24 protein-coding genes are annotated in these 25,414 nt (G+C 70.8%); 20 read left to right on the top strand and 4 right to left on the bottom strand.

Going from position 1 to position 25,414, the window contains the following annotated elements:
- Positions 1-38: 38 nt before the first annotated feature.
- The 7 genes from KIS93_RS17420 (at position 39) to KIS93_RS17390 (ending at position 6,519) form a co-directional block, all read left to right on the top strand.
- The gene (locus tag KIS93_RS17420) at positions 39-764 is read left to right on the top strand and encodes a DUF1838 family protein (RefSeq protein WP_080036602.1); all 726 of its coding nucleotides are present in this window, start codon (positions 39-41) and stop codon (positions 762-764) included.
- Positions 761-1,165, top strand: a complete 405-nt coding sequence (locus KIS93_RS17415) for an HIT family protein (RefSeq protein ID WP_080036603.1) — start codon at positions 761-763, stop codon at positions 1,163-1,165. Before KIS93_RS17420 ends, KIS93_RS17415 begins: the two co-directional genes overlap by 4 nt.
- Before the next feature lie 497 nt (positions 1,166-1,662).
- Entirely contained in the window at positions 1,663-2,844 is a 1,182-nt protein-coding gene (locus KIS93_RS17410) for a histidine kinase (protein ID WP_080036604.1), read from the top strand.
- Positions 2,845-2,972: 128 nt separating this feature from the next.
- Positions 2,973-3,725 carry a LytR/AlgR family response regulator transcription factor gene (locus tag KIS93_RS17405; protein ID WP_080036605.1) on the top strand — a complete coding sequence of 251 codons (753 nt, stop codon included), beginning with the start codon at positions 2,973-2,975 and terminating at the stop codon, positions 3,723-3,725.
- Positions 3,726-3,861: 136 nt separating this feature from the next.
- Positions 3,862-4,224 carry a hypothetical protein gene (locus tag KIS93_RS17400; protein ID WP_080036606.1) on the top strand — a complete coding sequence of 121 codons (363 nt, stop codon included), beginning with the start codon at positions 3,862-3,864 and terminating at the stop codon, positions 4,222-4,224.
- A 34-nt stretch (positions 4,225-4,258) separates the two neighbouring features.
- Positions 4,259-5,746, top strand: a complete 1,488-nt coding sequence (locus KIS93_RS17395; RefSeq protein ID WP_080036607.1) for a sodium/solute symporter — start codon at positions 4,259-4,261, stop codon at positions 5,744-5,746.
- Positions 5,747-5,874: 128 nt separating this feature from the next.
- Positions 5,875-6,519, top strand: coding sequence for a hypothetical protein (locus KIS93_RS17390; protein WP_155126429.1), 645 nt, complete (start codon positions 5,875-5,877; stop codon positions 6,517-6,519).
- 604 nt (positions 6,520-7,123) lie between these two features.
- Here the strand turns inward: KIS93_RS17390 and KIS93_RS17380 are convergent.
- The 3 genes from KIS93_RS17380 to KIS93_RS17370 all read right to left on the bottom strand — a co-directional run bounded on the left by KIS93_RS17380 (position 7,124) and on the right by KIS93_RS17370 (position 9,336).
- A complete protein-coding gene (locus KIS93_RS17380) occupies positions 7,124-7,447 on the bottom strand; it encodes a hypothetical protein (RefSeq protein WP_186404286.1) in 324 nt (107 codons plus the stop codon).
- 11 nt (positions 7,448-7,458) lie between these two features.
- Positions 7,459-8,241, bottom strand: coding sequence for a TrbL/VirB6 family protein (locus tag KIS93_RS17375; RefSeq protein ID WP_222107508.1), 783 nt, complete (start codon positions 8,239-8,241; stop codon positions 7,459-7,461).
- Positions 8,242-8,340: 99 nt separating this feature from the next.
- Positions 8,341-9,336 carry a LacI family DNA-binding transcriptional regulator gene (locus KIS93_RS17370; protein ID WP_080036610.1) on the bottom strand — a complete coding sequence of 332 codons (996 nt, stop codon included), beginning with the start codon at positions 9,334-9,336 and terminating at the stop codon, positions 8,341-8,343.
- 11 nt (positions 9,337-9,347) lie between these two features.
- Between KIS93_RS17370 and KIS93_RS17365 the strand changes: the two genes are divergently transcribed.
- The 13 genes from KIS93_RS17365 (at position 9,348) to KIS93_RS17310 (ending at position 23,662) form a co-directional block, all read left to right on the top strand.
- Positions 9,348-10,505, top strand: a complete 1,158-nt coding sequence (locus KIS93_RS17365) for a trans-sulfuration enzyme family protein (RefSeq protein WP_080036611.1) — start codon at positions 9,348-9,350, stop codon at positions 10,503-10,505.
- A 41-nt stretch (positions 10,506-10,546) separates the two neighbouring features.
- Positions 10,547-11,806: an ABC transporter substrate-binding protein gene (locus KIS93_RS17360; protein ID WP_080036612.1), complete on the top strand. Its 1,260-nt coding sequence runs from the start codon at positions 10,547-10,549 to the stop codon at positions 11,804-11,806.
- Positions 11,803-12,162, top strand: a complete 360-nt coding sequence (locus KIS93_RS65275; protein ID WP_246005300.1) for a carbohydrate ABC transporter permease — start codon at positions 11,803-11,805, stop codon at positions 12,160-12,162. Before KIS93_RS17360 ends, KIS93_RS65275 begins: the two co-directional genes overlap by 4 nt.
- Positions 12,129-12,686 (top strand): carbohydrate ABC transporter permease, encoded by a 558-nt coding sequence (locus KIS93_RS17355; protein ID WP_246005299.1) that lies wholly within the window; start codon positions 12,129-12,131, stop codon positions 12,684-12,686. Before KIS93_RS65275 ends, KIS93_RS17355 begins: the two co-directional genes overlap by 34 nt.
- Complete coding sequence (locus KIS93_RS17350; RefSeq protein ID WP_080036613.1) at positions 12,683-13,507, top strand: carbohydrate ABC transporter permease; 825 nt, start codon at positions 12,683-12,685, stop codon at positions 13,505-13,507. The genes KIS93_RS17355 and KIS93_RS17350 overlap by 4 nt, the downstream gene beginning before the upstream one ends.
- 165 nt (positions 13,508-13,672) lie before the next feature.
- Complete coding sequence (locus tag KIS93_RS17345) at positions 13,673-14,002, top strand: DUF485 domain-containing protein (RefSeq protein WP_080036614.1); 330 nt, start codon at positions 13,673-13,675, stop codon at positions 14,000-14,002.
- 17 nt (positions 14,003-14,019) lie between these two features.
- Positions 14,020-15,618, top strand: a complete 1,599-nt coding sequence (locus KIS93_RS17340) for a solute symporter family protein (RefSeq protein WP_080036615.1) — start codon at positions 14,020-14,022, stop codon at positions 15,616-15,618.
- A 336-nt stretch (positions 15,619-15,954) separates the two neighbouring features.
- On the top strand, positions 15,955-17,346 hold the full coding sequence (locus KIS93_RS17335; protein WP_080036616.1) for an ABC transporter substrate-binding protein: 1,392 nt from the start codon (positions 15,955-15,957) through the stop codon (positions 17,344-17,346).
- A 4-nt stretch (positions 17,347-17,350) separates the two neighbouring features.
- On the top strand, positions 17,351-18,283 hold the full coding sequence (locus tag KIS93_RS17330) for a carbohydrate ABC transporter permease (RefSeq protein ID WP_080036617.1): 933 nt from the start codon (positions 17,351-17,353) through the stop codon (positions 18,281-18,283).
- Positions 18,280-19,107 (top strand): carbohydrate ABC transporter permease, encoded by an 828-nt coding sequence (locus KIS93_RS17325; protein ID WP_080036618.1) that lies wholly within the window; start codon positions 18,280-18,282, stop codon positions 19,105-19,107. The genes KIS93_RS17330 and KIS93_RS17325 overlap by 4 nt, the downstream gene beginning before the upstream one ends.
- On the top strand, positions 19,104-20,450 hold the full coding sequence (locus KIS93_RS17320) for a GH1 family beta-glucosidase (RefSeq protein WP_080036619.1): 1,347 nt from the start codon (positions 19,104-19,106) through the stop codon (positions 20,448-20,450). The genes KIS93_RS17325 and KIS93_RS17320 overlap by 4 nt, the downstream gene beginning before the upstream one ends.
- Positions 20,451-20,453: 3 nt before the next feature.
- Positions 20,454-22,163: an alpha-galactosidase gene (locus KIS93_RS17315; protein WP_080036620.1), complete on the top strand. Its 1,710-nt coding sequence runs from the start codon at positions 20,454-20,456 to the stop codon at positions 22,161-22,163.
- Positions 22,160-23,662 (top strand): FAD-dependent oxidoreductase, encoded by a 1,503-nt coding sequence (locus tag KIS93_RS17310; protein WP_080046446.1) that lies wholly within the window; start codon positions 22,160-22,162, stop codon positions 23,660-23,662. Before KIS93_RS17315 ends, KIS93_RS17310 begins: the two co-directional genes overlap by 4 nt.
- 87 nt (positions 23,663-23,749) lie before the next feature.
- On the opposite strand, the gene KIS93_RS17305 is transcribed toward KIS93_RS17310, so the two are convergent.
- A complete protein-coding gene (locus KIS93_RS17305; protein ID WP_080036621.1) occupies positions 23,750-25,393 on the bottom strand; it encodes a glycoside hydrolase family 84 protein in 1,644 nt (547 codons plus the stop codon).
- Positions 25,394-25,414: the final 21 nt, after the last annotated feature.

Genomic DNA, 25,414 nt, shown 5'->3' with positions numbered 1-25,414 from the left:
AACACATTGTCGCGAAGTGACGGGCTAGGCTGCGGATCATGGACTTCATCCGCGTTCGCGCCTCCTCCGACGGGGCGGAGACGATCTCGTACTGGACCGGCGACGTCTACGGCTGGCAGGACGACGACGGGCCGCACCACCTGTTCGGGTTCGAGGGGCTCAACGTGGCCAGGGCCGTCGAGGCCGAAGGCGGCTGGCAGCTCCTCACCCGCGAGGCCGCCCTCTACCTCGACCCCAAGACCAGAGACGTGCTCGACACCTGGGCCAACCCGATCACCGGGCGCGAGGTCGAGGTCATGCACGTCTTCAACGACCCCGTCAACCAGCGGCTCGGCGCCTACCCGGTGCCCGAGACCCGGCTCGGCGGTCAGATCGTCTACAACGTCGACGTGCGCCTCGCCTACCCGTCGCCGCTCAAGGTCGCCGACTACCCCGACAACTCCGCGAGCGACACCTACCGCGCGATGGAGCTGTTCCAGTTCTTCGCCTCCGCCGCCGACATCGAGTCGGACATTCCCGACGTGCCGTGCGTGTTCTCCTGGTGCCGCGTCTCGCCGTGGCTGCCGTGGATGGCCATGGGGCAGCGCGCGGGCGCGCTCGTCTACCACTGCCGGGGCGCCAAAGTACTTGTCGGGGACGTGCCCGCGCGGCTGCGCGACCGTGTCGGCGAGCACTACCTGCACGCCCCCGCCGCATGGTCCGGGCCCAACATGACGAGCTGGACCGCCTTCCGCGACCGGCCGGCGGATAAGGTCGGTCGGTGAGCACCGACCTGTTCTGCGAGATCATCGCCGGGGAACGGCCCGCCTACATGGTCGCCTCCGACGAGGTGGCCGTCTCCTTCCTCGACACCCGCCCGGTCTTCAAGGGGCACGTCCTGGTCGTGCCCCGCACCCACGTGGAAACCCTCACCGACCTCGCCGACGTCGGGCCGTTCTTCCAACGCGTCCAGGCCATGGCGCGGGCCGTCGAGCAGGGGCTCCAGGCCGGCGGCACGTTCGTGGCCATGAACAACCGCATCAGCCAGAGCGTGGCCCATCTGCACGTGCACGTCGTGCCGCGCAACAAGAAGGACGGGCTGCGCGGGTTCTTCTGGCCGCGCACGAAGTACGACTCGGCCGAAGAGGCCCAGTCCTACACCGACCTCATCTCCAAGGCCCTCTGACCCCGAGCCGCCGCCCCCGCGCCGGCAGGGGTACAGGGGATGCGCCCCGCCCGGCGCCCGCCCCTGACAGCCGCCTTGGCGTTGCCGGCTGCCGCCCGCTGCTGAGAGCCGCCCTGGCGTCCCAGCTGCTGCCCGGCGACTGCGCCCGCGCCCGCGCCTGCTCACGCCGCCTGCCGCCTGCTGCGGGCTGCGCCTTGCCGCCGGCCCGCGCCGCTTTCCCCCTGCCTCCGTCGGGTGCCGCCTGCGTCGCAGCCGATGCCCATCGCCGAAGGGCCCTGTGCTCCCGCCGCCCTTCGCAAAGGGCGGCCATCGCCGTCCTGTGCTCGGAGGGGCGGCCGTCGCCGTCCTGTGCTTGGAGGGTGGCCGTTGCCGTCCTCTCCTTGAAGGGCGGCGCCGACCCCCCTCCTCCCCAGAAAGACAGCACCGGAGTGCGGGGGGAAGAGGGGCGTGAGGTGGCCGGCCCGACGGGGGCGGGAAAGGGGCTAGGCTCTGGCCGCGTGGAGTACCTGGTCGGGGTGGCCGTCGTCGCCGTGCTCGTCGGCGTGCCCGCGATCGTCCTGTGGCGGGTCATGCGGGGCCGCCGCGAGCTGGGCACGAGCCCGGCGGAGCGGGCCACGTTCGAGACGCTGCACACCGCGTCGCTGGCCGGGCCGCCGCTGCGGGCGGGCCTGACCGCCGACGGCGCCGAGCGGGCCTCGAAGCACCTGCGTGCGCTGCTCGGCTCGGCCGCGCTCGCGATCACCGACGGCGAGCGCCTGCTCGTGTACGACGGCGAGGGCGACGACCACCACGCCGAGCACGCGTTCGACCATGCGGCGGCCACGTTGAAGGACGGCCGCACGCAGGTCCTGACCATCGACTGCGACCTGCTGGAATGCCCGATCAGGCACGCGGTGGTGGTGCCGCTGACGACCGACGACCGGGTGGTGGGGGCGCTGGCCGCGTACGGGCAGAACGCCTCGGCGGGGCTGGTGCGGGCGGCGCAGGAGGTGGCCGGCTGGGTGGACTCGCAACTGGAGCTGGCCGAGCTGGACCGCTCGCGCACGCTGCTCATGGAGGCCGAGGTACGCGCGCTGCGCGCGCAGATCTCGCCGCACTTCATCTACAACTCGCTCACCACGATCGCCTCCTTCGTCCGTACGGACCCGGAGCGGGCCAGGGAGCTGCTGCTGGAGTTCGCCGACTTCACCCGCTACTCCTTCCGGCGGCACGGCGAGTTCACGACGCTGGCCGAGGAACTGCGCTCGATCGACCGGTACCTGATCCTGGAGCGGGCCAGGTTCGGCGACCAGCTCCAGGTCACGCTGCGCATCGCGCCCGAGGTGCTGCCGGTCGCGGTGCCGTTCCTGTGCCTGCAGCCGCTGGTCGAGAACGCCGTCCGGCACGGCCTGGAGAGCAAGAACGGCGTCGGCCGCATCACGATCATCGCCGAGGACGCCGGCGCGGAGTGCCGCATCAGCGTCGAGGACGACGGCCTTGGCATGGACCCCGACCGGCTGCGCCGCATCCTCGCCGGCGAGATCACCCCGGCGGGCGGCGTCGGGCTGGCGAACGTGGACGAGCGGCTGCGCCAGGTGTACGGCGACGAGTACGGCCTGGTCGTCGAGACGGCGCGCGGCGCGGGCTGCAAGGTCAACATCCGGCTGCCCAAGTACCACCCGGGCGTCTCCGCCCGCTAAGGACGTCCTGGGGGCGTCCTGGGGCCCGCATCCGGCGTCGGCGGTGAGCCCTGGCGGAGCTGTGACCAGGCTGTGACGGCCTTGACGTCTGTTACGTGCTTTCATCACTCTCGTCGTGAGGAGGAAATGTGAGCGGGCTCCGGGTTCTGGCGGTCGATGACGAGCTTCCCGCGCTGGAAGACCTGTCGTACCTGCTGCGCGCCGACCCGCGGATCGGCGAGGTGGCGACGGCCAGGGACGGCGCGGCGGCGCTGCGCCTGCTGGACCGCGCCATCGCCGACGGGCGGCCCATCGACGCCGTCTTCCTCGACATCAGGATGCGCGGCCTCGACGGCGTCGTCCTCGGGCGGCTGCTGTCGCAGTTCGCCAACCCGCCCCGCGTGGTGTTCGTGACCGCGTACGAGGAGCACGCGGTGGACGCGTTCGAGATCAAGGCCGAGGACTACCTGCTCAAGCCGGTGCGGCCGGAGCGGCTGGCGGAGGCGATCCGGCGCGTCGCCGTCTCGGCGGACGTGCCGGTCGAGGTGGGCGAGAGCGACACGATCCCGGTCGAGCTGGGCGGGGTGACCAGGTTCGTCTCCAGCGCCGACGTCATGTACGTGGAGGCGCACGGCGACTACGCCCGCCTGCACACCGCGGGCGGCAGCCACCTCGTCCGCATCCCGCTGGCGACGCTGGAGGAGCGGTGGTCGACGGCCGGGTTCGTGCGGGTGCACCGCAGCCATCTGGTGGCCGTCAAGCACATCGAGGAGCTGCACATCGACTCCGGCCGCTGCACCGTACGGGTCGGGAGCACCGAGATCCCCGTCAGCCGCCGGCACACGCGCGAGCTGCGCGACCTGCTGGTGCGGCGGGCCAGGAAGGGCGGCAGGCAGGAATGAGCTCCGAACAGCGCCCGGCACGGCGGTCACCCCTGTCGCTGCCCCCGTCCCTGTCCCGCGCGGACGTCCCGCCTCGCGGCGGGGGCGTCCGGACGCCCCCCAGGAGCGCCGCGACGCCTCGCGTGGGCGTGCCGACGTGCCGCGCCGGGTCGCCGTCACCAGCCCGCGCACCGCCGCCGCCCGGCGCCCCCGCTACCCCGCCACCCGGGAGATCGACGAGCAGACCCGGCTCGGCGAGGTCTACATGCACTCCCTCCTGCGCACCCAGTTCCGGCTGGCGTTGTTCGTGTGCACGGTGCTGGCGTGCGTGGTCGGCGGGCTGCCGCTGCTGTTCCTGCTGATCCCCGAGCTGCGCGAGGTGCACGTGCTCGGCGTGCCGCTCCCGTGGGCGGTGCTCGCCGGCCTCATCTACCCGGCCTTCGTCATCGGCGCCTGGCTGTACGTCCGCCAGGCCGAGCGCAACGAGCGGCACTTCGCCGAGCTGGTCGAACGCCGATGACCGGGCACCGGACGGACGGCGCGGAGCCGGTCGGATGAGCCTGACGGCGGTGCTGGTCGTGGTGGTCGCGGCCGTGCTCATCGGGGCGTTCGGGATCAGGGTCTCGCGCACCACGTCCGACTTCTACGTCGCCTCCCGCACGGTCAGCCCGCTCTGGAACGCCTCGGCCATCGGCGGCGAGTACCTGTCGGCGGCGTCCTTCCTGGGCATCGCCGGGCTGATCCTGTCCTTCGGCGTGGACATGCTGTGGCTGCCCGTCGGCTGGACCGGCGGGTACCTCGTGCTGCTGGTGCTGGTCTCGGCGCCGCTGCGCCGGTCCGGGGCGTACACGCTGCCCGACTTCGCCGAGGCCAGGCTCGAGTCGATGACCGTGCGCCGCACCGCCAGCGTGCTCGTCGTCCTGATCGGCTGGCTCTACCTCATGCCGCAGTTCCAGAGCGCTGGCCTGGTGCTGCGCACGATCACCGGCGCGCCCGTGTGGGTGGGCGGGCTGCTGGTCGCGGTCGTCGTGGCGGTGAACGTGCTGTCCGGCGGGATGCGGTCGATCACGTTCGTGCAGGCGTTCCAGTACTGGCTCAAGCTGACCGCGCTGGCCGTGCCGCTGGTGTTCCTGCTGATGGCCTGGCAGGCCGACGGCGCGCCCGGCGTGAGCGCCACCGACGCCGCCACCTGGCAGGTGCCGCTCGCCGGCAGCAAGGAGTACGGGCTGTACTCGACGTACTCGCTGATCCTGGCCACGTTCCTGGGCACGATGGGGCTGCCGCACGTGCTCGTCCGCTTCTACACCAACCCCGACGGGCGGGCCGCCCGCCGCACGACGCTCGTGGTGCTGTCGCTGCTCGGCGCCTTCTACCTGCTGCCCGCCGTGTACGGGTGGCTCGGCCGCATGTACGCGCCCGACCTCGTCCGCACCGACACCGTCGTGCTGACCCTGCCGTCGCGCATGATCGGCGGCACCCTCGGCGACCTCCTGACCGCGCTCGTCACCGCGGGCGCGTTCGCCGCCTTCCTGTCCACCTCCTCGGGCCTGACCGTCTCCGTGGCCGGCGTGATCGCCCAGGACCTGCTCAAGGGCGGGGTCCGCTCGTTCAGGATCGCCACCCTGATGGCGGTCGCGGTGCCGCTGGCCCTGGCGCTGTGGGCGCGGGCGCTGCCGGTGGCCGACGTGGTGGGGCTGGCCTTCGCCGTGGCGGCCTCGTCGTTCTGCCCGCTGCTCGTGCTGGGCATCTGGTGGCGCCGCCTGTCCACGACCGGGGCGCTGGCCGGGCTGTTCGTGGGCGGCGGGCTGGCCTGCGCCGCCGTCCTCGTGACGATCGTGGGCGGCCCCCAGGCCGGGCTGACGGGGGCGCTGCTGGCCCAGCCGGCGGCGTGGACGGTGCCGATCGCGTTCACCGTGATGGTGGCCGCGTCGTTCCTCACCCCGCACCGGGTGCCGGCCGGCGTGGCCAGGACCATGGTCCGGCTGCACACCCCGGAGGACCTCGACCTCGACCGCGGCGACTGGCGGCCCCGCTCGTCCTGAGCACAAGCGAAGGTTCTTCAGCACCGTCATCACTGACGGTATTTTCATGACCACGTAATGGTATATTGAAACGCGCGTTCGATTGATGGGAGGCGGTCATGATGAGAGCGGTCCCTACACTGGACCTCGTGCCGGTGTCTCCGCCTCTGGCAGGTCCAGCAGCGGCCGTCGCCTATCTGCTGGCGGTGGCCCGCGCCGCTGGTGTGCGGCTCAGCCGCGCCAAGCTCGCCGGGCTGCTCTATCTCGTCGACCTGCGTGCGGCCGAAGAGGGGATCCTCTGCGGCTCGGGAGTCGAGTGGCGCGCCAGTCGCCAAGGGCCGTGCAGTCGTGCCCTCGCGGAGGTCGAGCATGGCTTGAGTGAAGCCGGCGTCATTCAGGTCGAAGATCGCGCCGATCCGTTCACCGGGTGCACGGAAGGTGTCGTCCATCTGATCGACGCACCGCAGATGGTCATCGACACCGCCCTTTCCGAAGTGGTGGACGCCGTGCTCGCTGAACACGGGCGATGGTCGGCCGGGCAGCTTCACGAGTTCGCGCTCCAGACGGCGCCGATGCGGGAGGCGATCACACGCGGCCTGCCCGACGCGCGGCTCGATCTGAGCGGCGGGCCACCGCTCCCCGACCTCGGCACCGGTCTGGATCGCCTGCGGGCCTGGGCCCGACACAATCCTCTGCCCGAGGATGAGCCCGGCAGCGTCGACGGGCTCGTCGAGGAGAGCCGGCAGCTCACCGAACACCGAGCCGAGGCGACCCGGCACCTGCTGGAGGAATAGTGGCGGGCCCTTACGTGGCCGGCGGCGTTTACCTTGTCACTGACAAGGATGTGCGCCTCATTCCGGAGGAGCAACGGGTCGTCCATGACGAGCGTCGGCCCGTGGTGGTCGTCACGGGCGGAGATTCCAACGCTGATGCCGGATGGCCATTCGTGCTCGCTTGTCCCATCTCCGGATCCACCTCGCGGCGCACACGCTTCGACGTGCAACTGGGCAGGGGGCAGGGCGGCGTCGTCAAGAAGTGCTGGATCAGGGTCCCGGCGGTCCAGCCGCTGCTGAAGACGGCGCGCTGGAGGATCGTACCGGCACTTTGGGCGAGGACCTGCTCACGCAGATCCAGGGGCGCCTCGCACAGTATCTCGGTCTGCTGGGATGACAGGCGTGCGGGTGGAGCGGCGGGGTGACGGCCAGCTTGGAACTCCGCGACGAGTTGGGTCGGGTCCTGCTCGACAACTGTTAGGCCGGATGTAGCGCCGGCCCGCGCGTGCATGACGTGGAGCCTGGCGTGCGGGAGGTCGAGCCGGACGTTCGTGACGCAGGCCCGCGCGTGCGTGCGTGATACGGGGCCGGGCGGGCATGACGTCGACCGAACTGGACGCGCTGGCTACGATGACGGCGGCTTGGGATCGGTGAACGGGGCAGGGTCCTCTAGCCGGTCGAAGTTCGTGGGTCGCTCGGAGTCGGCGAGAGCATGGGGATCCGTGAGCCTGGCGGCCAGGCGGAAGTCGATGTGGATGTCGCGGTAGGTGACGTGCGGCTCGACCTGGTCGGGGAGGTTCGTGCGGTCGCTGCCCCACGCGCACTCGCCGGTCGGCTCCGCCGTCGCGTGCACCGACACCTGCGGGGGTGCGTGGAAGCGGAGCTCCCTGGCCTTGGCGGAGGCGGTGATCTCCACGTCCGGGGTGGTGGGGTGCTCTGGTTTCGGCATGGTGATGGTGCTCACTTGCGGTTGTGGCGGCGTTTGAAGTGGTAGCGGTGGTGGTGGTGCGGCTTGTCGGCGGCTGCCGGGTCCGGGTCCTCCTGCTGCGGAAGGCCGACGTTCTCGGTGGCGCCTTCGCCGACGTCCCGGATGGTGCTAGTGGTGTCCTGGATCGCGTCACCGGTCACGGGTGCGACCTCCTCGACCGCGTCCCCGGCTCCGGCGCCCACGTCTCGGACCGCGCCGCCCGCTTCGGCCCCTACGTCGCGGACGGCGCCGCCCGCTCCGGCGCCCACGTCTCGGACCGCGCCGCCCGCTCCGGCCCCCACGTCGCGGACCGCGCCGCCCGCGCCCGCCCCCACGTCTCGGACCGCGCTGCCGGCTCCCGCGCCGACGTCGCGGACGGCGTAGGCGGCGCCCGTGCCGACGTCGCGGAGGGCGCCGCCGGCGCCGGTGCCGAGGTCGCGGACGGCGGTGCCCAGGCCCCGGGTGAGGTTCTCCAGGATCTGCGGGTTGGCGTCGACGGTCTGCAGGACGCGGTCGATGATGCGGGCCACGTTGTCCAGCCGCACCTTCAGCAGCGCCTGCGCCTCGACGCCCTTGATGGTGAGGTTGACGGAGCCGAGGAAGACGTCGGCGCCGACGCTGAGCCGCAGCAGGTCGAGCACCTCGGCCTGGAGGGACACCTTGGCCCGCAGGTCCTGCACGTCGAGGGTGATCTCGTCGACCAGGACCACGGGCACGTCGAGGTAGACGTCCGGGTCGATGGCCTCGGTCGAAGCCCCGGTGCCGTCCTCGGACATGGTCCACCCCCGCTGCGCGTCGTACAGCGGGGTGGTTACCCGCCCGGTGCGGGCCTCAGCCGCGGAAGGGGGAGATGTGACCACATCTTGGGGCCCGGATCAGGAGGGCGGGGGGAGTTCGCCGGAGCCGCGGGGGACGAGCTCCACCGGCACCTTGATGCGGCGGGCCGCCGGTGACGGGTTGAGGAGGAGGTCCACGGCGGCGCGGGCCAGGCGGGCGGTGTCGTAGCGGACGACGGTGACGCCGGGGTTGAACACCTCGGCCAGCGCGAAGTCGTCGAACCCGACGTAGGCGGGCCGTTCGGGGCGTTCGCGCAGGGCCTGGAGGATGCCGATGGCGGCGCGGTTGTTGGTGGCGAAGAAGGCGGTGGGCGGGGAGGGCAGGTCGAGGAGCCGGGTGACCTCGCCGGAGACGCGGGCGGGGTCGTACAGCTCGCGGACGACCAGCTCCTCGTCGGCGGGCAGGCCGGCGGCGGTCAGGGCGGTGCGGTAGCCGGTGGCGCGGTCGCGGACGGAGCTGATGCCGTCGTCGTCGGAGATGAGCGCGATGCGGCGGTGGCCGCGGGCGAGCAGGTGCTCGGTGGCGATGCGGCCGCCCCACACGTCGTCGAGCAGCACCACGTCGGCGGCGTCGAGGCCGGCGGGCACCCGGTCGACGAAGACGGTGGTGAGGCCGGCGTGCTCGGCCAGCCAGGAGTGGTCGGCGGCGGAGGGGACGACGATCAGGGAGTCGACGCCGCGGGTGTACATGGACTCGATGAGCATGCGTTCCTTGTCGGCGCTCTCCTCGTACGAGCCGAACACGACGAGGGCCTCGTGGTCGGCGGCGGCGGCTTCGACGGCGGCGGCCAGGCGGGAGTAGAACTCGTTGGAGATGTTCTCCATGACGAGCCCGAGCGTCAGCATGGTGGCGCCTCTGGCGAGGCGGGCGGCGGCCTCGTTGCGGCGGTAGCCGAGGGCGCTGATGGCGGCCTGCACCCGCCGCTGGAGCGACGCCCTGACGTGGGGCTCCTGGTTGACGACCCGGGACACCGTCTTGAGGCTCACCCCTGCCTGGCGGGCCACGTCCGCCATGGTTGGCCTGCGGGTTGTCATAGTCTGCCCCCATGGATGATGAATGGATCTGTGGCCGGTTGGGTGAGGACGAGCCTTGGGCGCTGGGTGCGGTCAACCCGCCGGTGTTCGAGAACTCGGTGTTCACGTTCGCGACGGCGGAGGAGCTCGGCGAGGCCGTCAGGAACGAGGACGAGCGTTACGTCTACTGGCGGGGGACCAACCCGACGGTCGATCTCGCCCAGCGTAAGCTGGCGGCGCTGGAGCGGGGAGAGCGGGCCAAATGTTTCGCGTCGGGCATGGGCGCGATCTCGGCGACGATCTCCTCCCTGGTGTCGGCGGGCGATCACGTGCTGGTGCTCGGGGCGGTCTACGGGCCGACCACGCAGTTCCTGCGTTACCTGGAGAAGTTCGGGGTCACGCACACGCATGTCAGGGACCTCGCGGAAGGTGACAGCGCTATCAAGGCGAGCACCCGCCTACTGTACTTCGAGTCGCCCTCCTACATGGCCTACCAGGTGGTGGACATCGCGGAGGTGACGGGGTGGGCACGGGAGCGGGGGCTGGTGACGGTGATGGACAACACGTGGTCCACCCCGCTGTTCCAGAAGCCGCTGACGATGGGGGTGGACCTGGTGGTGCACTCGTTGTCGAAGTACATCGGCGGGCACAGCGACCTGGTGGGCGGCGTGGTGGCGGGGCCGGCGCGGCTGATCAGGCCGCTGGCGCTGACCGAGTACCAGCTCTTCGGCGCCGCGATGTCGCCGCACGACGCGGCCAAGGTGATCAAGGGGTTGCGCACGCTGCCGGTACGGATGGCGGCGCACCAGGAGCGCGGCCTGGCCGTGGCGGCGTTCTTGCAGGACCATCCGGCGGTGCGGTCGGTGAACCATCCGGGCCTGCCGTCGCATCCGGGTCATGCGATCGCGTCGCGGCAGATGTCGGGCTTCTCCAGCCTGTTCAGCCTGGTGCTGGACACGGAGTCGCGGCCGGAGGTGGGGGCGTTCCTCGCCAGATTGCGACATTTCCGGATCGGGGTGTCGTGGGGTGGGTTCGAGAGCCTGGTGAACGCGCCGGCGCTGTCCACCGAGGAGAGCGTGCGGGCCACCATGGGGATCCCGGTCGGCCTCGTCCGGCTGTCGGTCGGCCTGGAGCCCGCGGAGACATTGATCAAGGATCTCGGTCTGGCCCTGGAGGGAATGGCGGCCTAACGTGATTGACAGCGCTGTCTGACCCCCGCGGGAGGCTCGTCATGAGAAAGCCCGTCCTGGCGGCCGCGGCCGTCACCGTCACGCTGGTGCTCGCAGGATGCGGATCCGGCGAGCCGTCCGCCGGGGAGATCCGGCTGAGGATGATCGAGAGCCTGACCGGCCCCGAGCGGACGAAACTCATCAGGTCGCTCCTCAAGGACTTCGAGCGGGCCCATCCGGGCGTCACCGTCGAGCTCGTCTCCCCGCCGCTCGACAGCGCCGACCAGAAGATCACCCAGATCCTGCAGACGAAGAAGGGCCTGGACGTGCTGGAGGTGCGCGACCACACGGCCAAGTCCTTCTCCAACAACGGCTGGCTGGCCGAGCTGCCCACCACGGGCTGGGCCGGCTGGGCGGACCTGACCGACCTGGCGCGCAAGAAGGCGGTGGAGGTCGGGGGCAAGGCGTACCTGATCCCGTACGGGTTCTACCAGCGCACGCTGTTCTACCGTACGGACTTCGGCATGACGACGCCGCCGGCCACCTGGCAGGAGCTGTACGAGGCCGGCAAGAAGATGACCACCGGCGACCGGTACGGCTACTCCTTCCGGGGCGGCAAGGGCGGCGCGGACTACGCGGTGATGATGATCAGCGCGTACAACGGCGACGCGTTGAATCCGGAGAAGTCCTTCTTCCTGAAGGACAAGCGCACGATCTTCTCGACTCCCGAGGCGGCGCAGGCCCTCGACCTCTTCGTCAAGATCTTCAAGGAGGCGTCGCCCCCCGACTCGGTGTCCTGGGGCTATCCGGAGATGGTGCAGGGCTTCACCTCGGGCGTCACCGGCATGCTCATCCAGGACCCCGAGGTGATCAAGACGGTCGAGGAGAGCGGCGTGACGGCCTGGGCCACCGCCCCGATCCCCAAGGGCCCCACGGGCTACGCCTACCAGCCCGTCGGCTACGCCGGCTGGGGCGTGACCTCCTTCAGCGAGCACCCCAAGGAGGCGGTGGCGCTGGTGCAGTTCCTGTCGGAGGCCAAGCAGAGCATCGCCTTCGCCAAGGGCAACTCGCTCATCCCGATCTCCCGTCAGGCCCAGAGCGACCCGCAGTTCTCCCAGGGCGCGTGGAAGGCCTACCTCCAGGCCCAGCAGGACCCCAAGCAGGTGATCACGATCAGGCCGGTGGACTATCCGGGCTGGAGCCAGTTCCTGGTGGACTCCGACCGGGACGTCCAGGCCCTGATCACCGGCAAGAAGAGCACGGCCGAGGTGCTCAGGTCGTGGGACGCGTTCTGGACCGACCAGGCCAAGAAGGTCTCGTGAGGACGTTCACCGTCCGCCGGGCCCGCTTCATCGCGCTGTGCCTGCTGCCCGGCGTCGTGTTCGTGGCGCTGTTCACGTACTACCCGATGATCCGCGGCGCGGTGATCGCCTTCCAGCGCTACAACCTGTTCGACGTGACCTCCACCCCGTTCGTCGGCCTTGAGAACTTCCGCGCCGTGCTGGCCGAGGACCGCTTCTGGACGGCGCTGCGCAACACCGGCACGTGGGTGGCCGTCTCGCTGTTCTTCCAGTTCTTCCTCGGCTTCGGGCTGGCGCTGCTGCTGCGCCGGCACTTCCGGGCAGGGGCCTCTACCAGGCGTGGGTGTTCTTCCCGTGGGCCATGTCGGGGTTCCTGATCGGGCTGCTGTGGCGGTGGATGTTCAACGGCCAGTTCGGGGTGGTCAACGACCTGCTGCTGAAGGCGGGCCTGATCGACGGGCGCATCGGCTTCCTCGCCTCGTCCGGCTGGGCGATGACCTCCGTCATCGTGGCCAACATCTGGTACGGCGTCACGTTCTTCGCCATCATGATCATGGCCGCGCTGCAGTCGGTGCCCAGGGAGCTGTACGAGGCGGCGGCCGTGGACGGCGCCTCGCGGGCACGGCAGTTCTGGCACGTGACGCTGCCGCACATCCGCCCCACGCTGGCCCTGATCGTGCTGCTGCGGATCATCTGGATCCTGAACTTCCCCGACCTCATCTACGCGATGACCGGCGGCGGCCCGGCGGGCAGCACCGACATCGTCACGACCTTCCTCATCCAGCAGGTGATCGGCGGCGACTACGGCCGGGCGGGCGCGGTCGGCCTGCTCGTACTGGCCCTGCTGCTGGCCTTCAGCATCTTCTACCTGAACGCGACGAGATTCGAGAAGGCCCGATGAGGCGCCTCGCCCTGGCCGCCAAGGCCGTCGTGCTGGCCGCCTGGCTGCTGATCACGTTGTTCCCCCTCTACTGGATCGTCGTCACCTCGCTCAAGCCGAAGCCCGAGATCTTCTCGGTGCCGCTGCGTTACTGGCCGGCGAACGTCACCTTCGAGCACTACGCCGAGCTGTTCGCGTTCGCCGACTTCGGCGCGTACCTGCTGAACTCGCTCGTGGTCTCGCTGGTGGCGGCGGCCGTGGTGACGGTCGTGGGCGTGCTGGGCGGCTACACGCTGGCCCGCTTCGCCTTCCCCGGCAGGGGCGCGCTGATGCTGGCCTTCCTCGTCACGCAGATGATCCCGCTGTTCATCGCGCTCGGCCCGCTCTACCTGCTGATGTCCGACCTCGACCTGCTCAACCGGCTGGCGGGGCTGATGCTGGTGTACGTGGCGATGCTGGTGCCGTTCTCGACGATCATTATGCGCGGCTTCTACGAGCGGGTGCCGGTGGCGCTGGAGGAGGCCGCGCAGGTGGACGGGGCCTCGCGGTTGGTGGCGATGGTGCGGGTGGTGATCCCGGTCATGCTGCCGGGGATCGCGGCCACGTTCATCTTCGCGTTCGTGCAGTGCTGGAACGAGCTGTTCCTGGCGATCACGTTCATCGACAGCGAGGACGCCAAGACGATCCCGGTCGCCATGAACTCCTTCATCACCCAGTACGACATCGACTGGGGCTCGATGGCGGCGGCCACGGTCGTCTCGGTCGTGCCCACGCTGGTCCTGTTCGCCGCCGTCCGCCGCTTCATCGTGGAGGGGCTGACCGCCGGAGCCGTAAAGGGGTGAAAGGGATGGCCGACCGCTCATCGCGCCATACAGACCTTTCACCGCAGGCCATCCCCAACTAAGCGCCGGACGGCACCGCCTCACCGAACAACCCTCCTACGGATCTCCACGAGGGGTAGGTTGCGCTCTTACGTTGGGCGTGATCCGCATCACAGTGGAGGTCTCGTGACGACAAGAGAACATGACGCGTCGGTCTATGAACAAGTGCAGGAGAGCAGTGAGTTCCAGGAGCTGAAAAGGGCCTTCCGCCGCTGGACGTTCCCCATGACCGTGGCGTTCCTCGCGTGGTACCTGCTCTACGTGGTGCTGTCCGGGTGGGCGCGCGGATTCATGGGGATCAAGCTGCTCGGCGACATCAACGTCGGCTTGGTCTTCGGCCTGCTGCAGTTCGTGTCCACCTTCCTCATCGCGTGGGCGTACGCCAGGCACGCGGAGAAGAAGCTCGACCCGATCGCCGACAAGCTGCGCCACGAGGTGGAGGAGAAGACCCAGTGAGCTCGACGACCTTGGGGATGATCCTCTTCCTCACCTTCGTGGCCGCCACCCTCGGCATCACGTTCTGGGCGAGCCGCCAGACCAAGACGGCCGCCGACTACTACGCGGGCGGCCGCTCGTTCAGCGGCGTCCAGAACGGCCTGGCGATCGGCGGCGACTACATGTCGGCCGCCTCCTTCCTCGGCATCGCCGGCATCATCGCGCTGTCCGGCTACGACGGGTTCCTTTACTCGATCGGCTTCCTGGTCGCCTGGCTGGTGGCGCTGCTGCTGGTGGCCGAGCTGATGCGCAACTCCGGCAAGTTCACCATGGCGGACGTGCTGGCGTTCCGGATGAGCCCCCGCCCGGTGCGCACGGCGGCGGGCGTGTCCACGATCGTGGTGAGCATCTTCTACCTGCTGGCGCAGATGGTGGGCGCGGGCGCGCTGGTCGGCCTGCTGCTCGGCATCACCAGCGACGCCGGCAAGGCGTGGACGATCGTCGGCGTGGGCGCCCTGATGATCGTGTACGTCGTCTTCGGCGGCATGAAGGGCACCACCTGGGTGCAGATCGTCAAGGCCGTGCTGCTCATGGGCGGCGCCGCGCTGGTGACGCTGCTGGTGCTGGGCAAGTTCGGCTTCAACCTGTCGGCCCTGCTCGGCCAGGCCGCCACGGTGAGCGGCCCGAAGGCGAACCCCGGCAGCTTCCTCATCCCGGGCCTGAAGTACGGCACCGAGGCGCAGGGCCTGGCCGGCAAGATCGACCTGATCAGCCTCGGCCTGGCGCTGGTGCTGGGCACGGCGGGCCTGCCGCACATCCTCATCCGCTTCTACACCGTCCCCACCGCCAAGGACGCCCGCAAGTCGGTCCTGTGGGGCATCGGCATCATCGGCGTCTTCTACCTGCTGACCCTGGTCCTCGGCTTCGGCGCGGCGGCCCTGGTCGGCAAGACCGCGATCGTCGCGGGCGACAAGGCGGGCAACACGGCCGCGCCCATGCTGGCCCAGCAGATCGGCGCCGACATCTTCGGCCCGGTGGGCGGTACGATCCTGCTGGCGCTGATCGGCGCCGTGGCCTTCGCCACGATCCTGGCGGTGGTGGCGGGCCTGACGCTGGCCTCCTCCTCCAGCTTCTCCCACGACCTGTACGCGCACGTCTTCAAGCGCGGCCAGGCCAGCGAGCGCCAGGAGGTCGTGGTGGCCCGCGTCTCCGCGCTGGTGATCGGCGCCGTGGCGATCGGCCTGGGCATCCTGGCCCAGGGCCAGAACGTGGCGTTCCTGGTGGCGCTGGCGTTCGCGGTGGCGGCCTCGGGCAACCTGCCGGCGATCCTCTACAGCCTGTTCTGGAAGAGGTTCAACACGGCCGGCGCGGTCTCGGCCATCTACGGCGGCCTGGTCTCCGCCCTGCTGCTGGTGATCTTCTCGCCGGTGGTCTCCGGCGGCGAGACGGCGCTGTTCAAGACGGCGGACTTCGACCTGTTCCCGCTGAGCAACCCGGGCATCGTCTCGATCCCGCTGGGCTTCCTGTGCGGCTGGCTCGGCACGATCCTCAGCAAGGAGTACAACGCCTCCAAGTACGCCGAGATCGAGGTCCGCTCGCTCACGGGCGTCGGTGCGGAGAAGGCCACGGAACACTGATTCGGGCACTGACGCCCGCTTCTCCATATAAGGCGCCCAACCCCCCTGCCCCGGGGCGCCTTGCCGAATGAGGGCCCGGCCGGATGCAACGGCCGGGCCCTCTCGCGTGTACGGGAGCGCCGATGGGGCAGGAGGTGCGGGCGTCCCAGTGGGGCGTCCCACACCGCCGTACTTGTTAACAGGACAGAAACGCAGTGAAGTGAGTGGTTGACGGGATTTCGGCGGTATGGGTACGTTCTCAGATGTGTGAACGTTGCCACACTGGCCTGGCGCCACGTGAGGCCGTCATCAGCATGCCTGATGCCCCGCTTGTTCAGTGTGGAGGCGAAACCCCCAATGAGATCCCCGCTCGTCCGCTGGTCCGTCCTGTCGGTGTCGCTCGCTCTCGCGCTCACCTCGTGTGCCAAGGGCACCGGCGGCGCCGCCGCGCCCGCGCCCTCGGCGGGCCAGTTCAACCCCGGTGCCTCCTACCAGGGCACCCTTTCGGTCATGGGCTTCGGCGCCACCGACGAGATCGGCAAGACCCGCGTCGATCTGGCCAAGCAGTCGCTCAAGGGCGCGGATGTGAAGCTGATCGAGGGTGACCTCGACATCCAGCAGTTCCTGTCGGCGGTGGCGGCCGGCGACCCGCCGGACATCATCTACGCCAACCGCGACCAGATCGGCACTTTCGCCTCGCGCGGCGCGATCATCCCCCTCACGCAGTGCGTCCAGGGGGAGCAGATCGACACCTCGATGTACAACAAGAACGCGCTCGCCCAGGTGACGTTCGGCAACGAGGTGTACGCCATCCCCGAGTTCAACCAGGTCCAGATCACCATGGCCAACGCCGACCTGCTCAAGGCGGCCGGCCTGACGGTCGCCGACGTCAACGGCTCCAACTGGGACAAGATCACCGCCGCGACCAAGAAGCTGGTCAAGGCGCCCGGCGGCAAGCTCCAGGTGATCGGCTTCGACAGCAAGCTGCCGGAGTTCCTGCCGCTGTGGGCCAAGTCGCTCGGCGCCGACCTGCTGTCGGCCGATGGTAAGACCGCCCAGCTCAACAGCCCCGAGGTGGTCAAGGCGCTGCAGTTCGCCGTCTCGATCTACGACGCGCAGGGCGGCTTCGCCAAGGTCAAGGCCGTGCGCGACTCGGCCGACTTCTTCGGCAAGGGCAACCAGTACGCCGAGAACGCGCTGGGCGCCATGCCGATGGAGCAGTGGTACGTCAACGTGCTCAACGACGTCTCGCCCAAGGCCCCCATGGCCTTCGACACCTTCCGCACCCCTGAGGGCAAGCCGCTGGCCTACTCCTCCGGCTCGTCGTGGGCGATCCCGAAGGGCGCCAAGAACCCCGGCGCCGCCTGCCGCTTCGCCAAGACGATGACGCTCGTCGAGTCGTGGAAGGCCGCCGCGCAGGCCCGCGTGGACAAGCGCAAGGCCGAGGGCAAGCCGTTCACCGGCATCCTGACCGGCAACGTCAAGGCCGACGAGGAGATCAGGAAGATGCTCACCCCGGGCGGCGAGCCCTGGGACTCCGGCGTCAAGGCCGTCTACGAGGCCAACGACAACACCTTCAGCCTGCCGGCCAACCCCGCCGACAAGGAGTTCAAGGACGCCTGGCAGGGCGCGGTGAACCGGGTGCTCAACGGCCAGGACGAGCCGCAGGCCGCGCTCGACAAGGCCCAGAAGGACGCCCAGGCGGCCCTGGACAAGGCATGGGCCGACTGGACGAAGCGAACGAACTAAGAGCATGTCGGCAACGCACACCAAGGCGCCGCGCTGGCGGTCCATGCGGTTCATCGAGACCCGCGCGGCGCTGCTGTTCATCAGCCCCTGGATCCTCGGGTTCCTGATCTTCACCGCCTGGCCCGTGATCAACAGCGCCTACCTGTCGCTGACCGACTACGACGTCATCAACGACCCGTCGTTCATCGGCTTCGACAACTACGTCACCCTCTTCCAGGACCCGAAGGTGGGGCTGGCGCTGCGCAACACGTTCCTGTTCACGGTGATGTCGGTGCCCACCCAGCTCGTCGTCTCCCTCGGGCTGGCGCTGCTGCTCAACAGCGCCACCAAGGCCACCGGCTTCTTCCGCACGGCCTTCTTCCTGCCCAAGATGACGCCGCCGGTCGCGGTCGGGATCCTGCTGCTGATGCTGTTCAACGGCCAGAACGGCCTGATCAACAGCTTCCTCGGCGTGTTCGGCATCGACGGGCCCGCCTGGACCACCGACCCCGACTGGGTCAAGCCGGGCCTGGTGCTGATGAGCCTGTGGACGGTGGGCTCGTCGGTGGTCATCATCCTGGCGGCGCTGCGCGGCGTGCCGCAGGAGCTGTACGACTCCGCCCTCGTGGACGGGGCCGGCTGGTGGAAGCGCACGCTGCGCATCACCGTCCCGATGATCAGCCCCACGCTGTTCTTCCTGTTCATCGTGGACAGCATCAACGCCCTGCAGTCCTTCACCGAGGCGTACACGGCCTTCTTCGGCGCGGGCAACACCACCTACAGCAACGACGCCGCGCTGTTCTACGCGATCTACCTGTTCCAGCAGGCCTTCGAGTTCCTGCACATGGGCTACGCCTCCGCGCTGGCCTGGCTGCTGTTCATCGTGATCATGGCGATCACCGGCGTGCAGATCCTGGTGACCAGGCGGTTCGTGCACTACGAAGGGGGGAACTCGTGAAGCGGCTGAGGAAGATCCTGACGTGGGCCGCGCTGAGCGCGTTCGCCGTCGCGTTCATCTACCCGTTCATCTGGCTGCTCAGCGCGTCGTTCAAGCCGCGCAGCGAGGTGTTCGACCACCGGATCCTGCCCGAGACCTTCACCTTCGACAACTACATCAGGGTGTGGCAGGAGGCGCCGCTGGCGCTGTGGATGTTCAACACGCTGCTGGTGACGGCGCTGGCCGCGGTGACCGTGACGATCACCAGCGCGATGGTGGCCTGGGGCTTCGCCTACTTCCGCTTCCCGGGCCGGGGCGCCCTGTTCGGGGTGCTGCTGGCCACGATGATGCTGCCGGGCGCGGTCACGATGGTGCCGGTGTTCCTCATCTGGAACTCCCTCGGCATGGTCGGCACCCTGACGCCCCTGTGGGCGCAAAACCTGTTCGGCAGCGCGTTCTACATCTTCCTGCTGCGGCAGTTCTTCATGGGCCTGCCGCGCGAGCCGTTCGAGGCGGCGAAGATCGACGGCGCGAACAACTGGACGATCTTCACCAGGATGGCGCTGCCGCTGTGCCGGCCCGCGGTCGTCGTGACGCTGCTGTTCGAGTTCCAGGCGGCCTGGACGGACCTCATGCGGCCGCTCATCTACCTGCGCGACTCCAGCACGTTCACCGTGCCGCGCGGGCTCAAGGCGCTGCTCGACCAGTTCGGCTTCGGCGGTGAGTGGCACTGGGAGATCGTCATGACGGCCAGCGTGATCACCACGATCCCGATGATCATCCTGTTCTTCCTGGGCCAGAAGCACTTCGTCAAGGGCATCGCGACGACCGGGAGCAAGGGATGAGCTTCCCCGACGGGTTCCTGTGGGGCGCGGGCACGTCCGCGTACCAGATCGAGGGCCACCACGGGCGCGGCGAGTCGGTCTGGGACGTGTTCTGCCGCCGGCCCGGCGCGGTCGAGGGCGGCGGCGACGGGTCGCGGGCCTGCGACTCGTTCGTGCGCTGGCGCGAGGACGTCGAGCTGGTCAAGGAGCTGGGGCTGGGCGCCTACCGCTTCTCGACCGGCTGGTCCCGCGTCATGCCGGACGGCGCGCACGCCGACCCCAAGGCGCTCGACCACTACGAGCGCTTCACCGACGCGCTGCTGGAGGCGGGCGCCGAGCCGGTGCTCACGCTCAACCACTGGGACATGCCGGCGAGCCTGACCTGGGCCGAGCGCTCTTCCGTAAACGCTTTCACCTCGTACGCGCAGGCGGTCGCCGACCGGCTGGCCGACCGCGTGACCTGGTGGATCACCCAGAACGAGCCGTGGATCATCGCGTTGCTCGGCTACCAGCTCGGCCTGCACGCCCCCGGCGTCGCCGACCTCGGCACCGCCGTCAAGGCCGGTCACCACGTGCTGCTCGGCCACGGCGCCGCCGCCGACGTGCTGCACGCCTTCCCCGGCACGAAGGCCGGCGCGGCGCTCAGCCTGTTCCCCTGCGACCCCGCCACCGGCAGCGCGGCCGACCGGGCGGCGGCCCGGGGCTCCGACGGCTACGTCAACCGCTGGTACCTCGACCCGCTGCTCGGCGACGGCTACCCCGCCGACATGCGGGAGCACTGGGAGCGCGCGCTCGGCCACGGCCTCGACTTCGTCCGCGACGGCGACGAGGCCGCGATCGGCGGGCGCAGCGACTTCCTCGGCGTCAACTACTACACGCGCCGCGTCATGGCCGCCGCCCCGCCGGACCCGTTCCCCTGGAAGGTGGTCGGGCCCAGCGGCGACGTCGCCAGGACCGACGAGGGCTGGGAGATCAACCCGGGCGCCCTGCGCGACCTGCTCGTCGGGCTGAGCCGCCGCTTCCCCGGCACGCCACTGATGATCACCGAGAACGGCGGCGTCTTCGGCGACACCCCCACCCACGACGGCCGGGTGCACGACGATCGCCGGATCGCCTACCTGCGCGACCACGTCGCGGCCGTCGAGTCGGCCATCGAGGCGGGCGCCGACGTGCGCGGCTACCTGCACTGGTCCCTCATGGACAACTTCGAGTGGGCGCTCGGCTACCGGCCCAGGTTCGGCCTCGTGCACGTCGACTACGCCACCGGCGCCCGCACCGTCAAGGACTCCGGGCGCTACTACGCCCGGCTCATCGCCGGGGGCGGCCAGGCCCCCGCCCTGCCCAGGATCGAGGCTTTCGGCTAACCCATGCGGATCACCACCACTGACACGGCCTACCACCTGGACAGCGGCCACTACCACCTGACCGTCTCCCGCACCGACCCCAGCGCCGAGCTGGTCGGCTGGATGACGCTCAACCTGCTGGCCTCCGTCGGCACCAGCGGCGGGCGCGACGAGACGTACGAGACGCTCCCGCCCGTCCTGGTCGAGCGCGACGGCCGGGCCGTCTTCGACTTCCCGCAGCGCAGCACCCAATGGGACAGCAAGGTCGTGCGGCTGACCTGCACGCCCGAGACGATCGAGCTGGAGGTGCGCGTCGAGGGCGACGGCGTGCTCGGCGACGTGACGCTGATGGGCGGCCGGGCCGTGCTCAACACCCGCGCCGCCGGCACGTTTCGCTCCGCGATCCACGCGCGCGGCGTCTTCAGCCCCACGCCCGCGCACCCCGTGCGGGTCGTGCGGCCGGTGTCCGCGGCGGTCGCGCTGACCGTCGTCGGCGACGCCGCGCCCGGCCGCCTGCACGCCGTCTTCTCGCCGCCGCCGCTGGTGCTGGCCTTCTGCAAGGACGAGCCGGCCGGCGCCACCGCCGTCCCCGAAGGCGACTGGCTGGCGGCCTCCGTGCGCGCCGGGATCGCCGCGATGACCTTCACCGAGCTGACGTACGAGCCGGTGGACGGCGGCACGCTGCTGCGCTTCGACTACGAGTGCCACACCGAGGTCCGCGGCTCGTGGACCTCGCCGGCCGTCGTGTTCCGCGCCGCCTCCTCGCCCTGGGAGGCCATCAGCCGGCATCGCGCCGACCTCGTCGAGCACGGCCTGGCCCCGGACACGGTCCCCGAGCGGGCCGGATGGTGGAGCGAGCCGATCTTCTGCGGCTGGGGCGCCCAGTGCGCCAGGGCCGACGGCGTCTCCCCGGTCGAGCTGTCCCGGCGCGACCTGTACGACGAGTGGCTGGCCAAGCTGGAGGAGCACGGCATCGTGCCCGGCACGATCGTCATCGACGACCGGTGGCAGCTCACCTACGGCGACTGCGAGCCCGACGCGGCCAAGTGGCCGCAGCTGCGCGAATGGATCGCCGGCCGGCACGCCCGCGGGCAGCGCGTGCTGCTGTGGTGGCGCGCCTGGTCCGCCGACGGCCTGCCGCCCGAGGAGTGCGTGACGGACGCCGGCGGGCGCCCCGTCGCCGCCGACCCGTCCAACCCCGCCTACCGCCGCCGGGTCCACGCCATCATGCGGCGGCTCCTGGGCGACCTCGGCGCCGACGGCCTCAAGGTCGACTTCACCCAGTGGTGCCCCAGCGGCACGCACCTCAAGACGTACGGCTCCACCTGGGGCATCGCCCTCCTGCACGAGCTGCTCACCACCATGTACGCCGCCGCCAAGCGGGTCAAGCCCGACGCCCTCATGATCACGCACACCCCGCACCCGGCCTTCGCCGACGTCAGCGACATGATCAGGCTCAACGACGTGCTGGAGTACGACGCCCGCGGCGACCTCGTGCCCGCCGTCGACCAGCTCCGCTACCGGCACGCGGTGGCCACGCACGCCCTGCCGCACCACCTCATCGACACCGACCAGTGGCCCATGCCCAGCCGGGCCGACTGGCTCGCCTACGCCCAGGCCCAGCCCGATCTCGGCGTGCCCGCCCTCTACTACGTCGAGCGCATCGACAACACCCTGGAGCCGATCAGCGGCGCCGACCTCGACCAGGTGGCCGCGTGGTGGGGCCTGCGATGAGACAGGCCGACGTGGTCGTGTACGGTGCGACCTCGGCCGGCGTGTGCGCCGCCGTCGCCGCCGCCCGGCGCGGCCTGGACACCGTGCTGCTCGAACCGGGCCGGCACGTCGGCGGCATGACCTCCGGCGGGCTGGGCTACACCGACATCGGGGACGCCCGGGTGCTGGGCGGCATGGCCGCCGAGTTCCGCCAGGCGGTCGCCGACGCGTACGGGGTCGCCCCCGGGCACTACGCGGGGCCCGAGCCGCACGTCGCCGAGCGGATCTTCCTGTCCTGGCTGGAGCGGGCCGGGGTGGAGGTGGTGTTCGGCGCGCCGCTGGGCGAGGTGGTCACCTCGGGCGAGCGGATCGTCTCGGCGGGAGACCACGCGGCGGGCGTCTTCGTGGACGCGAGCTACGAGGGCGACCTGCTGGCCGCCGCCGGGGTCTCCTACCGGGTCGGCCGCGAGGACCGCGCCCTGCACGGGGAGAGCTTCGCCGGGCGGCGCGAGGTCGTGCCCGGCATGCACAACTTCCCGCCGTGGATCTCGCCGTTCCGCGCCGACGGCACGCTGCTGCCGCAGGTCGCCGACGGGCCGATGGCCGAGGTGGGCGCCGGTGACGGCGGCGTCATGTCGTACGGCTACCGCGTCTGCATGAGCACCGCCCCCGACCGGATCCCGTTCGAGCGGCGGCCCGGCTACGACGAGGAGCACTGGGAGCTGGGGCGGCGGCTCTTCCGCCACTGGCGCGAGCAGGGCGTCGAGCCGCGCGCCGGGCGCCTGGTCGGCCTGGAGCCGAACCTGCCCAACGGCAAGTGCGACGGCAACTCGCTCGGCCCGTTCTCCCTCAGCGTGCTCGACCGCTCCGCCTGGGCCTACCCCGACGCGGACCCGGCCGGGCGCGAGCGCATCCGCCTGCACCACCTCCACCACGCCCAGGACCTGCTGTACTTCCTGTCCTCCGACCCCGAAGTGCCCGCCGCGGTGCGGGCGGAGCTGGCGCGGTGGGGGCTGCCGGCCGACGAGTTCGCCGACACCGGGCACCTGCCGCACCAGCTCTACGTGCGCGAGGCGCGCCGGATGCTGGGGGAGACGCACCTGACCGAGCACGACCTCGTCCAGGGGACGCCGTGGCCCGACACGATCGCCATGGGCTCCTACCACCTCGACATCCGCGAGGTGCAGCGGACCTGGCGGTACGTGTACGAGCATCCCGACCCGGTGCCCATGGTGGTGACCGAGGGGTACCTGTCGGTGGGGGTGGCGCCCTACCGGATCCCGTACGGGGCGATCGTGCCGCGGCGGGAGGAGTGCGCGAACCTGGTCGTGCCCGTGTGCGTGTCGGCCTCGCACGTGGCGTTCTCCTCCATCCGGATGGAGGTCCAGTACCAGATGCTCGGGCACGCCGCCGGCCTCGCCGCCGCCCGGGCGGCCGGGAGCGGCAAGGCGGTGCAGGACGTGGACGTGGCGGCGCTGCAGGAGGAGCTGCGGGCGGCCGGCCAGGTGCTGTCACTCTGACCAGCTACGGCTGCGGCCGGCGCTCCGGCGCCCATGACACCAAGAAGGGCCCGTGCCGGTCGGCGCGGGCCCTTCCTCGTGCGTGTCTCAGGCGGTGACGCGTTCGAGGACCTGGCGGGCGAACGGCGGGATCACCTTGCGCAGCACGTTCGCCTCGTGCGACTCGGCGCGGGCCAGCGCCTCCTCGGCCGCCGCCAGCGTGCCCGCCCCGGCCAGCAGGTCGAGCGCGGCCAGCCCGGCCGTGCCCATGTCCTTGGCCGCCGCCACCCAGCGGGCCAGCTCCCTGGCGATCGGCCCCGGCACGTCCGTGGGCAGCTCCGCCAGCCGGGTCAGCTCGGCCCGCAGCACCTCGTACGGCCCGCCCTCCAGCGCCGCCGCGCACAGAGCGGTCAGCGCCGGGCTCTGGTCGTCGCCGGGCGGCCACGCCGAGCACGCCCGCACCAGCGGCAGCAGCTCGGTGGCGCCGGGCAGCAGCCGGATCGCGCGCCGGTGCGAGCGCGCCGGGTCGTAGGCCGCGAGATGCCAGGCGTAGTCGGCCACCGTGGTCAGCGCGATGCGCGAGGCGGCGGACTCGACCATGGGGTTGGCCGTGATGCCCTCCAGCGGCACGCCGTCGAGGTCGGTGGCCCGGCCGACCAGCGGCCCGAGGAAGACCCGGGAGAAGTCGAAGTCGTTGACGGGGAAGTTGTCCCACAGCGCCACCCGGTGCCCGTACGAGGCCGCGGCGGCGGTCATGTCGTAGGCCGGGATCGCGCCCACCACCACGTCGGAGCCGGTCCACCAGACGAGCACGTCGGCGGGCAGCTCGGCGGCCAGCCGGTCGCGGTAGGCGGTGCGAGCCGTTCCCGCGTAGTCGGTGGGCACCATGGTCAGCGGCCGCTCCGCGCCCCGGGGGGCGAGGAACCGCTCGGCGAAGTCGCGGCACACCGCCGCGTGGGCGCTCGCGCTCGCGCCCTCCTCCGTGCCGTACGTCTCGCGGTCGCGCAGCTGGCTCAGCTCGGGCCGGATGTCGTCGAACAGCAGCGCGTACTCCCTGACGCCGGCCTCCCACACCTGCTCGGCCTTGGCGCGCAGCGCGGCCCGCTCGGCCGGGTCGCTGTAGGTCATCGACAGGCCGGGGCTGAGCGCGAAGACGAACCGCACGTGCTGCGCGCGCGCCTCGGTGACCAGCTCGGCCAGCCGGGCCAGCTCCTCCTCCGGGTACGGCTCCCGCCACCGCTCCCGGTGGAACGGGTCGTCCTTGGGGGCGTACACGTAGGTGTTGAGCTTGTGCCGGGCGGAGAAGCGCAGGTGCTCCAGGCGGTCGGCGTGCGTCCACGGGGTGCCGTAGAAGCCCTCGATCGTGCCGCGCAGCGGCAGGTCGGGCCAGTCCCTGATGTCGGTCTCCGGCACGCACGCCGGATGCTCGGCGCACGGGGCGGCGAGCAGCGCGGCGAGCGTCTGCGCGCCGTAGAACGCCCCGGCGGCGTCGGCTCCCACGATGAGGACACCGCCGTCGCCCGCCGTCAGCGTGTACCCTTCCGGCGGCAGCCCGGTGTCCCCATCGATCCGCACCTCCACGGGGGTATCCGTGGCGCTGTCCGGCTCCTCCGTGGGGAGGAGGGGGCGCAGCACGGTGACGGCGCGGTCGGTGCCCAGACCGCCCTGGATCCGGCATTTGCTCAGATCGAGGTGCGATGTACCAAGGGCGGCCTTTTTCGGACAGGGAACAATCCACTCCAGGGCATCCATTGTGGGAACGATACCGGATAG

Origin of the sequence: [Actinomadura] parvosata subsp. kistnae, from assembly GCF_900323885.1 — a bacterium.
Classification (GTDB): domain Bacteria; phylum Actinomycetota; class Actinomycetes; order Streptosporangiales; family Streptosporangiaceae; genus Nonomuraea; species Nonomuraea composti.
The sequence above is the reverse complement of the archived record's forward strand: the minus strand, read 5'-3'. Positions and strand labels throughout refer to the sequence as shown.

What these genes read in the sequence shown, in the direction of transcription:
- KIS93_RS17360 (WP_080036612.1), top strand. Translation starts at nt 10,547, where the DNA reads ATGAGAAAGCCCGTCCTGGCGGCCGCGGCCGTCACCGTCACGCTGGTG.
- KIS93_RS17395 (WP_080036607.1), top strand. Translation starts at nt 4,259, where the DNA reads ATGAGCCTGACGGCGGTGCTGGTCGTGGTGGTCGCGGCCGTGCTCATC.
- KIS93_RS17380 (WP_186404286.1), bottom strand. Translation starts at nt 7,447, where the DNA reads ATGCCGAAACCAGAGCACCCCACCACCCCGGACGTGGAGATCACCGCC.
- KIS93_RS17420 (WP_080036602.1), top strand. Translation starts at nt 39, where the DNA reads ATGGACTTCATCCGCGTTCGCGCCTCCTCCGACGGGGCGGAGACGATC.
- KIS93_RS17320 (WP_080036619.1), top strand. Translation starts at nt 19,104, where the DNA reads ATGAGCTTCCCCGACGGGTTCCTGTGGGGCGCGGGCACGTCCGCGTAC.
- KIS93_RS17330 (WP_080036617.1), top strand. Translation starts at nt 17,351, where the DNA reads ATGTCGGCAACGCACACCAAGGCGCCGCGCTGGCGGTCCATGCGGTTC.
- KIS93_RS17365 (WP_080036611.1), top strand. Translation starts at nt 9,348, where the DNA reads ATGGATGATGAATGGATCTGTGGCCGGTTGGGTGAGGACGAGCCTTGG.
- KIS93_RS17315 (WP_080036620.1), top strand. Translation starts at nt 20,454, where the DNA reads ATGCGGATCACCACCACTGACACGGCCTACCACCTGGACAGCGGCCAC.
- KIS93_RS17335 (WP_080036616.1), top strand. Translation starts at nt 15,955, where the DNA reads ATGAGATCCCCGCTCGTCCGCTGGTCCGTCCTGTCGGTGTCGCTCGCT.
- KIS93_RS17340 (WP_080036615.1), top strand. Translation starts at nt 14,020, where the DNA reads ATGATCCTCTTCCTCACCTTCGTGGCCGCCACCCTCGGCATCACGTTC.
- KIS93_RS17370 (WP_080036610.1), bottom strand. Translation starts at nt 9,336, where the DNA reads ATGACAACCCGCAGGCCAACCATGGCGGACGTGGCCCGCCAGGCAGGG.
- KIS93_RS17310 (WP_080046446.1), top strand. Translation starts at nt 22,160, where the DNA reads ATGAGACAGGCCGACGTGGTCGTGTACGGTGCGACCTCGGCCGGCGTG.
- KIS93_RS17350 (WP_080036613.1), top strand. Translation starts at nt 12,683, where the DNA reads ATGAGGCGCCTCGCCCTGGCCGCCAAGGCCGTCGTGCTGGCCGCCTGG.
- KIS93_RS17375 (WP_222107508.1), bottom strand. Translation starts at nt 8,241, where the DNA reads ATGTCCGAGGACGGCACCGGGGCTTCGACCGAGGCCATCGACCCGGAC.
- KIS93_RS17305 (WP_080036621.1), bottom strand. Translation starts at nt 25,393, where the DNA reads ATGGATGCCCTGGAGTGGATTGTTCCCTGTCCGAAAAAGGCCGCCCTT.